Origin of the sequence: Streptomyces sp. MnatMP-M17 (assembly GCF_900091995.1) — a bacterium.
In the GTDB taxonomy this organism is placed as follows: domain Bacteria; phylum Actinomycetota; class Actinomycetes; order Streptomycetales; family Streptomycetaceae; genus Streptomyces.
The window spans coordinates 17,993-27,578 of the sequence record NZ_FMDK01000452.1; the positions used below are offsets into that span (position 1 = coordinate 17,993).

Annotated in this window: 8 protein-coding genes; 5 read left to right on the forward strand and 3 right to left on the reverse strand. The window is 71.5% G+C overall.

Features of this window, described 5'->3' with window-relative positions:
- The first annotated feature begins 9 nt into the window (after positions 1–9).
- Positions 10–2,418 (forward strand): glycoside hydrolase family 65 protein, encoded by a 2,409-nt coding sequence (locus GA0115259_RS20415; RefSeq protein ID WP_093599131.1) that lies wholly within the window; start codon positions 10–12, stop codon positions 2,416–2,418.
- Between the two features lie 63 nt (positions 2,419–2,481).
- On the opposite strand, the gene GA0115259_RS20420 is transcribed toward GA0115259_RS20415, so the two are convergent.
- The 3 genes from GA0115259_RS20420 to GA0115259_RS20430 all read right to left on the reverse strand — a co-directional run bounded on the left by GA0115259_RS20420 (position 2,482) and on the right by GA0115259_RS20430 (position 6,509).
- Positions 2,482–3,531: a zinc-binding alcohol dehydrogenase family protein gene (locus GA0115259_RS20420; protein ID WP_093599134.1), complete on the reverse strand. Its 1,050-nt coding sequence runs from the start codon at positions 3,529–3,531 to the stop codon at positions 2,482–2,484.
- 86 nt (positions 3,532–3,617) lie between these two features.
- On the reverse strand, positions 3,618–5,036 hold the full coding sequence (locus GA0115259_RS20425) for a DUF2252 domain-containing protein (RefSeq protein ID WP_093599137.1): 1,419 nt from the start codon (positions 5,034–5,036) through the stop codon (positions 3,618–3,620).
- Positions 5,037–5,162: 126 nt separating this feature from the next.
- Positions 5,163–6,509 carry a 6-phospho-beta-glucosidase gene (locus GA0115259_RS20430; RefSeq protein WP_093599141.1) on the reverse strand — a complete coding sequence of 449 codons (1,347 nt, stop codon included), beginning with the start codon at positions 6,507–6,509 and terminating at the stop codon, positions 5,163–5,165.
- A 137-nt stretch (positions 6,510–6,646) separates the two neighbouring features.
- Between GA0115259_RS20430 and GA0115259_RS20435 the strand changes: the two genes are divergently transcribed.
- The 4 genes from GA0115259_RS20435 to GA0115259_RS20450 all read left to right on the forward strand — a co-directional run.
- Positions 6,647–7,246 (forward strand): hypothetical protein, encoded by a 600-nt coding sequence (locus GA0115259_RS20435; RefSeq protein ID WP_093599144.1) that lies wholly within the window; start codon positions 6,647–6,649, stop codon positions 7,244–7,246.
- Positions 7,207–7,908 carry an ABC transporter ATP-binding protein gene (locus tag GA0115259_RS20440; RefSeq protein WP_256098059.1) on the forward strand — a complete coding sequence of 234 codons (702 nt, stop codon included), beginning with the start codon at positions 7,207–7,209 and terminating at the stop codon, positions 7,906–7,908. Before GA0115259_RS20435 ends, GA0115259_RS20440 begins: the two co-directional genes overlap by 40 nt.
- A complete protein-coding gene (locus tag GA0115259_RS20445) occupies positions 7,908–8,633 on the forward strand; it encodes an ABC transporter ATP-binding protein (RefSeq protein WP_237540255.1) in 726 nt (241 codons plus the stop codon). Before GA0115259_RS20440 ends, GA0115259_RS20445 begins: the two co-directional genes overlap by 1 nt.
- A partial coding sequence (locus GA0115259_RS20450; RefSeq protein WP_141716634.1) for an ABC transporter permease occupies positions 8,630–9,586 on the forward strand: 957 nt, incomplete at its 3' end. The genes GA0115259_RS20445 and GA0115259_RS20450, both read left to right, overlap by 4 nt.

Sequence of the window (9,586 nt, forward strand, 5' to 3'; positions counted from 1 at the left end):
CGGCGGAGACTGACGGTGCGCGCCTGGAGCTGGACGTACGAGGGCTACGAGCCGGAGTCGGAGCGGCTGCGCGAAGCCCTGTGCACGCTGGGCAACGGTTACTTCGCGACCCGGGGCGCGGTGTCCGAGACCTCGTCGGGACCGGCGCACTATCACGGCACCTATGTGGCGGGCTGCTACAACCGGCTGGTCTCGACCGTGGCGGGACACCGGATCGAGAACGAGGATCTGGTCAATCTGCCCGACTGGCTGCCCCTGCGCTACCGTCTGCGCCCCGAAGGAGCCGAGCCAGGACCGTGGCTCTCCCCCGACCGGGCCGAACTGACCGAGCACCGGCGGACCCTGGATCTGCGGCAGGGCACGCTCGTCATCCGGTCGGTGTACGAGGACGGCGCCGGGCGCCGGCTGACGGCCGAGCAGTGCCGGCTGGTGCACATGGGAGAGCCGCATCTGGCCGCGCAGCGCACCTCGTTCACCGCCGAGGGATGGGCCGGGAGCATCGAGGTGGAGTCGGGGCTCGACGGCGATGTACGCAACAACGGAGTCGAGCGGTACGGCGAGCTGGCGAACCGGCATCTCACCCACTGGCAGACCGGCACCAAGCACGGCGACACCGACTGGCTGCGCTGCCGCACCGTCACCTCCGACATCCGTGTCGCGCTCGCCGCGCGCATCCGCGCCGCCGCCTCCGGCGAGACCGTCACGGCCACCGCGCGGCTGACGGAGCGTCAGGCCTTCCGGACGCTGCTGATCCCAGTGGCGCCCGGAAGGACCGTCACCGTCGACAAGACGGTCGCGCTCCACACCTCCCGCGATCCGGCGATCAGCGATCCCCGGTCCGCCGCCGTCGAGGAGGCACGGCGGGCGCCCGGCTTCGCGCGGCTGCTCGCCTCGCACCGCGGGGCCTGGGAGGACATCTGGCGCCGTGCGGCCCTGGACGTACCCGGAGAGGCGGGCCGGATCCTGCGGCTGCATCTCTTCCATGTCCTCCAGACGCTCTCGCCGCACACGGCCGAACTGGATGTCGGAGTGCCCGCCAGAGGGCTGCACGGCGAGGCGTACCGAGGGCATGTCTTCTGGGACGAGCTGTTCGTGCTGCCGTTTCTGAATCTGCACTTCCCCGAGGTCTCCCGGGGCCTGCTGGGCTATCGCCACCGGCGGCTGCCCGCGGCCTGCCGCGCGGCGCGGGAGGCGGGCCGGCTGGGAGCGATGTATCCGTGGCAGAGCGGCAGCGACGGGCGCGAGGAGACCCAGGAGGTGCATCTCAACCCGCTCTCGGGCCGCTGGCTCGCGGACCATTCGCGTTTGCAGCACCATGTCGGTTCCGCGGTGGCGTACAACGTGTGGCAGTACTGCCAGGCCAGCGGCGATCTGAAGTTCCTGCACACCAAGGGCGCGGAGACGCTGCTCCAGATCGCCCGGTTCTGGGCGAGCGCCGCGGTCTGGGACCCGTCCGTGGCCCGGTACCGCATCCGCGGTGTCATGGGTCCCGACGAGTACCACGACGGCTATCCGGGAGCGACGGCTCCAGGTCTGGACGACAACGCCTATACGAATGTCACCGCGGCCTGGGTGCTGGCGCGGGCGCGTGAACTCTGCGGCGCGCTGCCCGCCTCGCGCCGCCGCCGGCTCTTCGAGCGGCTCCAGCTCGACACGGACGAGCCGGAGCGCTGGGACGACCTCTCGCGCACGCTCCATGTGCCGTTCCACCGTGGTGTGATCAGCCAGTTCGCGGGTTACGGAGACCTCGCCGAGCTGGACTGGGCGGGCTATCGCGCGCGGTACGGCGACATCCGGCGGCTGGACCGGATCCTGGAGGCCGAGGGCGACACCGTCAACCGCTACCAGGCCTCCAAGCAGGCCGATGTACTGATGCTGGGATATCTCTTCTCGCCCGGCGAGCTGGCCGGGCTCTTCCGCCGGCTCGGGCACCGGCTGGACGACGACTCCTGGCGTACCACCGTCGACTACTACGAGCGCCGTACGAGCCACGGTTCCACGCTCAGCGCGCTGGTCCACGCGTGGGTACTGGCGCGGATCCACCGGGACGAGGCGTGGACGTACGCCAAGGAGGCGCTGACCGGAGATGTGGCGGACGTCCAGGGCGGCACCACGGCGGAGGGCATCCATCTCGGGGCGATGGCGGGCACCCTGGACTTCGTCCAGCGTGGTCTGACCGGTCTGGAGACCCGTGAGGACGCGGTGTGGCTGGATCCGGCCCCGCTGCCGCAGCTCTCGAAGTTCCGGGTGGGCATCCGCTACCGGAACGACTGGGACGTGGATCTGCGGATCCGTGCGGAGCGCGTACGCGTCGGTGTACCGGCGTCGGACGCGGATCCGGTACGGGTGATGCTCGGCGGCCGGGCACACACGATCGCGCCCGGTACGGCCCGCTGGCTGGACCTGCCCGGCGTGTGAGCGCGGGCACACCGCGTCCAGGTGTGTGTCGTGGCGAGGTGTGAGGTCGTGCCACGGTGTGCGTCAGTCCGGTACGAGCACGGCGGCGCCCTGTACCCGGTCGCCCGCCAGGTCGGCGAGCGCCCGGTCGGCCCTGCTCAGCGGATACGGACTGGTGGTGACCTGGATGCCGATGCGCTCGGCGAGCGCCAGGAACTCCCGGCCGTCGTGGCGTGTGTTGGAGGTGACACTGCGCAGATTCCGCTCCTGGAAGAGATGGCGCTCGTAGTTCAGCACGGGAATGTCGGTGAGATGGATCCCGGCGACGGCGAGCGTGCCGGAGCGGTCCAGGGCCTCCATCGCCACCGGTACGAGATCACCGACCGGAGCGAACAGGATCGCCGAGTCCAGCGGCTCGGGCGGACTGTCGTAGGCGTCGCCCGCCGAGCTGGCACCGAGCTCCAGGGCGAGTTCGCGTGCCCGCGCCGACCTGGTCAGCACATGGACGGTGGCGCCCTCGGCGAGGGCCACCTGGGCGGCGAGATGGGCGGAGCCGCCGAATCCGTAGAGTCCCAGCCGTCCGCCCTCGGGCAGCGCGCTGCGGCGCAGCGCGCGGTAGCCGATGATCCCGGCGCACAGGAGCGGTGCGAGCAGGACCGGATCCCGGGATTCGGGCAGCGGATAGGCGAAGGCCTCGGGCACCACGGTCAGATCCGCGAAGCCGCCGTCCGCGTCCCATCCGGTGTAGACGGACCACGGGCAGAGGTTCTCCCGGCCGGCCAGACAGTAACGGCAGGTCCCGCAGGTGCCGCGCAGCCAGGCGCCGCCGGCCCGGTCGCCGGTGCGGAACCGGGTCACGGCCTCGCCGGTGGCGATCACCCGGCCGACGATCTCATGGCCCGGGACGGTCGACGGGCGGTGCGGGCTCAGATCTCCCTCGGCGAGATGCAGATCCGTACGGCAGACACCGCAGGCCTCCACGCGCAGCAGCAGATCCCCGGGGCCCGGGACCGGTGTGCGGCGGCGGATACGGACCAGCGGCCCGGTGGCGACCGGTCCGGGCGTCTCGACGGCCCAGGCGCTCAGTGCGTCGGGGATGGCCGCAGGAGAGGTGGCGGAAGCGGGAAAGGCCATGTCTCCAGCGTGCGGCGGGCGCGGACGAGGAGCAAACGGTCGCCGGACCGCCCGCCCGGCTCCGGCTTCCCAGGTGCTCCCGGTGCTCAGGCCGCTTCGGCCCGTACCCGCCCGGCCTTCACCGCGTCCGTCAGCGCGCGGTGGTCGGCCTCGTTCCGGTCCGCGTAGCGCTCCGCGAACTCGGTGAGCGCGCGGTCGAAGGAGCCCCCGGCGCCGAGATAGGCGGCGATGGCGATCCGGTCCCCGGAGCGGGCATGGGCCCGGGCGAGCGTGGCACCGCAGAGGTCGCCGAACACGCGCATCCCTCTGGGCACCATGTTCTGCGGCTCGACAATGCCCTTCCAGTCGTGCAGCTGGCGGACGTAGAAGTCCCTCCGCCGGTCATCGAGCCCGAGAACCCGGTCCCAGCCGAGGAAGATGTCGCCGACGGCCTGCATCAGACGCTGTCCGGCGACGACACGCTGTCCCTGGTTGTCGTACGCGCTCGGGCCGACATGCTCGGCGAGCACCGACCGGTCGGCCTCTTTGGCCTGGAGGATCAGCGGATCCTCGTCGTCCTTGCCGAGGAGCAGCAGGATCCAGCAGCGGGTACCGACGCTGCCGACACCGACGACCTTACGGGCGATGTCGACCACCCGGTACTGGTGGAGGAGATGCCGGCGGTCCGTGGACAGGCTCCGGCCGTACCGGTCGACCAGGTCGCGCAGTTCCCGGCCCATCCTGTCGCGCCCGGCGTCCGGCGGCAGGTCGTCCAGCGGCACGATCAGCGGTGGATCGGGCGCGAACCGGCGCTCGCCGCCGCTGAGCCGGGTGAGCTTGTCGAAGGCCTTGATGTTGTCCCTGGTCCGGGCCTTGGCCATGGTCCTGGCGAGACGTCCGCGGCCTCGTCTGCCAAGCTGCGGCGCGGTCATCGCCCGTAGCTCCTCCTCGTCGGCCCGGTCGTACCAGACATCGAGATTGCCCATACCGGCGTAGGTGCGCATATGCGCGCGGTACGACCGTACGGCGGTGCGGACGATGTCCGCGCGCTCCGTCTCCGTGTAGCCGTTCTCCCGGCCCGCGATCACCAGGCTTGTGGCGAGCCGTTTGACGTCCCACTCCCATGGGCCGGGCAGAGTCTCGTCGAAGTCGTTGATGTCGAACACCAGATGCCGTTCCGGCGAGGCGAGCAGCCGGAAGTTCATGAGGTGGGCGTCTCCGCAGAGCTGCGCGGTGAGGCCGGAACGCGGTGTGGCGGCCAGATCACCGGCCATGATCGCGGCGGCGCCCCGGTAGAAGCGGAACGGTGATTCCGTCATACGGCCGTAGCGGATGGGCACGAGTTCCGGCACGCGGGCGGCGGACTGTGCCTCGATCACCTCCACGGGATCGGGCCGTCCCGGAGCGGCGGTGAATTCGGCGTGACCGGACCGTGGCGCGTTCTTGCGGGCGGCTCTGCCGTGGTCGGCCCGCTCCCGAGGCGAGAGATGCGACGTACCTTCGGAGGTTTCGCTGCCGCTGTTCATGGCTGCTCCTCCTGTCCGACAGGCGAGGGCGCACAGTCCCGCCGACCCCGTCCTGCCCCTCTCCTCCTATTCTGTCCAGGGGTGCTCATGGCCCGCATCCCGGCGTTTCCAGGGCGCGGACGCGTCTCAGGGACGGTTCAGATACGCGAGGCCGGGATGCGCCTTTGTGTAACCGTCAACGAGGTGGTGGGCCACGGTCACCGAGTCCACCAGCGGATGCAGGGCGAAGGCCTTGACGGCGGTGGCGCGTGAGCCGCTCCCGGCCGCGGCGAGGATCTCGCGTTCCACGGCCTTGACGGCGCACACCAGGCCGGTGGCATGGTCCGGCAGTGGCGCGACGGAGAGCGGATGGGCGCCGTTCGCGTCCACGAGACAGGGCACCTCGATGACCGCGTCCTCGTCCAGCACCCGCAGTGTGGTGCGGTTGCGGACATTGAGGATGAGCGTGGTGCGCTCGTCGCGGGCGATGGCGCGCATCAGGGCGAGGGCGACCTTCTCGTAGCCGCCGGACTCCAGATCGTCGGCGTCCCGTTCGCCGACGCCCGCCGCCTCGCGGTTGTCCGCCATGTACGTGGCCTCGCGTTCGGCGCGTGTACGGTCCCAGGTCGCGAGGGCGGATCCGTCCCGCTGGGCCATCTCCTCGTAGAAACGGGCCTGTTGGTCCCGGAGGAACGCGCCGCGCGTCCGCTCGGCCTCCTGGTAGGCGCGTACCGTTTCCCGGTTGAAGTAGTAGTAGTGCAGATACTCGTTGGGAATCGCGCCCAGGGAGCGCAGCCACTCGGGGCCGAAGAGCCTGCCCTCCTCGAAGGAGCCCAGCGCCTCGGAGTCCGCGAGCAGCCGCGGGAGTTCGTCGCGGCCGTCGACCCGCAGGCCGCGCAGCCAGCCGAGGTGGTTGAGGCCCACATAGTCCGCCGACGCGCGGTCCGGGTCGGCTCCGAGGATCCGGGCGACGCGGCGGGCGAGGCCGACGGGTGAGTCGCAGATGCCGATGACACGGTCGCCGAGTTGGCGGGACATGGCCTCGGTGACCAGTCCGGCGGGATTGGTGAAGTTGATGACCCAGGCGTCGGGTGCGAGCCGGGCGACGCGCCGCGCGATGTCGACGGCGACGGGCACGGTGCGCAGTCCGTACGCGATACCGCCCGCGCCGACCGTCTCCTGGCCCAGGACGCCGAGATCCAGGGCGACGCGCTCGTCGGCCGCGCGTCCTTCGAGTCCGCCGACGCGGATCGCGGAGAAGACGAAGTCGGCGCCGCGCAGCGCCTCGTCGAGATCGGTGGTGGCCGTGACCGCCGGCGCGTCGGGGATGCCCTCGGCCTGCTCGGCCAGGACTCGGGCGACGGCCGTGAGCCGGGCGGGATCGAGATCGTGCAGAGTGACCCGGGTGACCCGGCCTTCGGCGTGGTCGGTGAGGAGTGCTCCGTACACCAGCGGCACCCGGAACCCGCCGCCGCCGAGAATAGTCAGCTTCACGCCGTGAACACTACTCGTCGGACCGGGACGTTAACCGCGCGCTCACCTGTCGCGGTGCGGGCGCTGGCCGTCCGGTTTCTAGCGTCGGTTCCGAGGCGGTCGTCCGGCCGGCTCTCCCCCCGCGCAGAGGTGTCACGATGCGTCGTACCCTGTCCGCCGTCCTGACCGGTCTGGTGATCCTGACCGGAGCAGTGGCGTGCTCCTCCAACGGCTCCGGATCCGGTTCCGGCTCCGGTCCGTCCTCCTCGGCTCCCGCGCCGGAGGTGAATCCCGCCGGTGACATCCCCGACAACCAGGTGTACGTGGACTGGTCACCTGCCGACGGCGGTTATCGCGTCAAGGTGCCCGAGGGCTGGGCGCGCCAGGCTTCCGGTGCCGCCACGGTCTTCAGCGACAAGTTCAACAGCGTCCGGATCGAGCGGTCGCCGGCCGCGCAGGCGCCGACCGTCGACTCGGTCCGCTCGGCCGATCTGCCGGCGGTGGAACGGTCCGGGACGAATGTGACGGTGGGCAAGGTCAGCACCGTGAGCCGCCAGGGCGGCAGCGCCGTACTGGCCACGTATCAGGCGGACTCGGCGGCCGACGGCGTGACCGGCAAGAGCGTCCGGCAGGACGTGGAGCGGTATGTGTTCTGGCAGAAGGGCGAACAGGTCGTGCTGACGCTCTCCGGCGCGGTCGGCGCGGACAACGTCGATCCGTGGCGTACCGTCACGGACTCCTTCCGGTGGTCACGGTGACCGCGGCCGTTCCGCTCAGCGCACGCTCCCTGTACCGGTTCTTCCGGGCCGGTGAGGAGGAGACCTTCGCGCTCCAGGGAGTCGGTCTGGAGGTGGCGAAGGGCGAGATCGTCGCGGTCATGGGCCCTTCCGGTTCCGGCAAGACGACTCTGCTGAACTGTCTGGCCGGTCTGGACGAACCCGACGGCGGCATGGTGCACATCGCCGGTCTGCCGCTGTCCCATCAGCGGGAACAACTGCGCGGCCGGCTCCGGGCCCGCCATATCGGTGTGCTGTTCCAGTCGGGCAATCTGCTGGAGCACCTCACGGTCGCCGGCAATGTACGGCTCGTACGGCGGCTCTCGCGCACTCCGGACCACATCGGGCCAGGGGATCTGCTGGAGCGGATGGGCATCGCGGGACGCGCGGGCGCGCTGCCCCGGCAGCTCTCCGGCGGCGAGTCGGCCCGTGCCGGACTGGCCGTGGCGCTGGCCAACGATCCGGCCGTGGTCCTCGCGGACGAGCCCACCGGCGAGGTCGACGCGGAGACCGAGCGGCGGATTCTCGCGCTGCTGCGCGAACGGGCCGCGACCGGGACCTCCATGGTGGTGGTCACGCACTCGCAGGCGGTGGCCTCCGTGGCCGACCGCGTGCTGCGGATGCGGGACGGACGGTGGGTGTGATGACGGTGGGTGTGATGGCCGGGACCGGAGAACCGCTGGTCGTCTGCGCGGACGTGGCGCGCACCTATGGCTCGGGCAGCGCCGCGGTGGTTGCCGTGCACGGCGCGAGCTGTACGGTCGCCGCGGGCGCGCGCATCGCGGTCGTGGGCCCTTCGGGCTCCGGCAAGTCGACGCTGCTGCATCTGATGGCCGGTCTGGACCGGCCCACGGCCGGGCGGATCACCCATCCCGGGCTGCCGGAAGGGCCACTCGCCCGGCACATCGGTTTTGTCTTCCAGGGACCGAGTCTGCTGCCGCCGCTCACTGCGGTGGAAAACATCGCCCTGCCGCTGCGTATCGACGGCGCGGAGGAGAGGGACGCCGAGGAGCGCGCCGTCGCGGCGCTGGAGAGCCTCGGACTGGCGGCGCTGGCGGCGAAGCTGCCGGACGAGCTGTCGGCCGGCCAGGCCCAGCGTGTCGCGGTGGCCCGGGTGCTGGCACGACGGCCGCGGCTGATCCTGGCGGACGAGCCGACGGGCCAGCTCGACCGCCACAGCGCCGAGCAGGTGATGACGGTGCTGCTGGACGCCGCCGGAACGCTCGGCGCGGCCGTGGTGGTCACCACGCACGACACCCGGGTGGCACAGGCGCTGCCCACGCGGTGGTCCATGGCCGACGGCCGGCTGGTGCCGCCGGACCGTACGGGATCTGAGCCGCGGGAACATCAGGAAGATGAGGCGCGATGATCAGGATGTGGCTTTCCGGGCTGCTGCGTGTGCGCGGCGGCCGGCTTCTCGCGACCGCCTCGGGAGTGATGGTGGCCGTCGCGCTGCTGTCCGTGCTGGGCAGCTTCCTGTCCACGACCCGGGCCACCATGACGTCCCAGTCGGTCCGTTCGGTCTCCGTGGACTGGCAGGTGCAGGTCGCCGACGGCGCCGATCCGAACGGTGTGCTGTCCGCCGTGCGCGCTCTGGCCGGTACGAAGAAGGCCCTGCCGGTCGGCTACGGGCAGACCGAAGGGCTGGACGCCCGGACGGGCGGCACACTCCAGAGCACCGGGCCCGGGTCCGTGCTGGGTCTGCCCGCCGATTACGCCACCGTCTTCCCGGGCGAGATCCGGGTACTGGCGGGAAGTGGCCAAGGTGTGCTGCTCGCCCAGCAGACCGCCGCCAATCTGCACGCGGCTCCCGGCGACACCGTCACCGTCAAGCGGGCGGGGCTGCCCGCGGTGCCGCTCCAGGTGGCCGGTGTGGTGGAACTGCCACTCGCCGACTCGCTGTTCCAGAAGGTCGGGGCGCCGCCGCAGTCGCAGCCCTCGGCGCCGCCGGACAATGTCGTCCTGCTGCCCGAGCGGACCTGGCACACCGTGTTCGATCCGCTCGCCGGTCCCCGGCCCGATCTCGTACGGACGCAGATCCACACTCTGCGCGGCCATGATCTGCCCGCCGATCCGGCCGCCGCGTACACCGCGGCCACGGGCAGCGCGCACAACGCGGAGGTACGGCTCGCCGGTACCGGTCTGGTCGGTGACAATCTGGGCGCCGTGCTGGACGCCGCCCGCTCGGACGCGCTCTACGCGCAGCTGCTGTTCCTCTTCCTCGGTGTGCCCGGTTCCGTCCTGGCCGCCGCGCTGACCTGGGCGGTCGCCCAGGCCGGAGCGGGCCGACGGCGCAGGGAACAGGCGCTGTTGCGGGCCCGG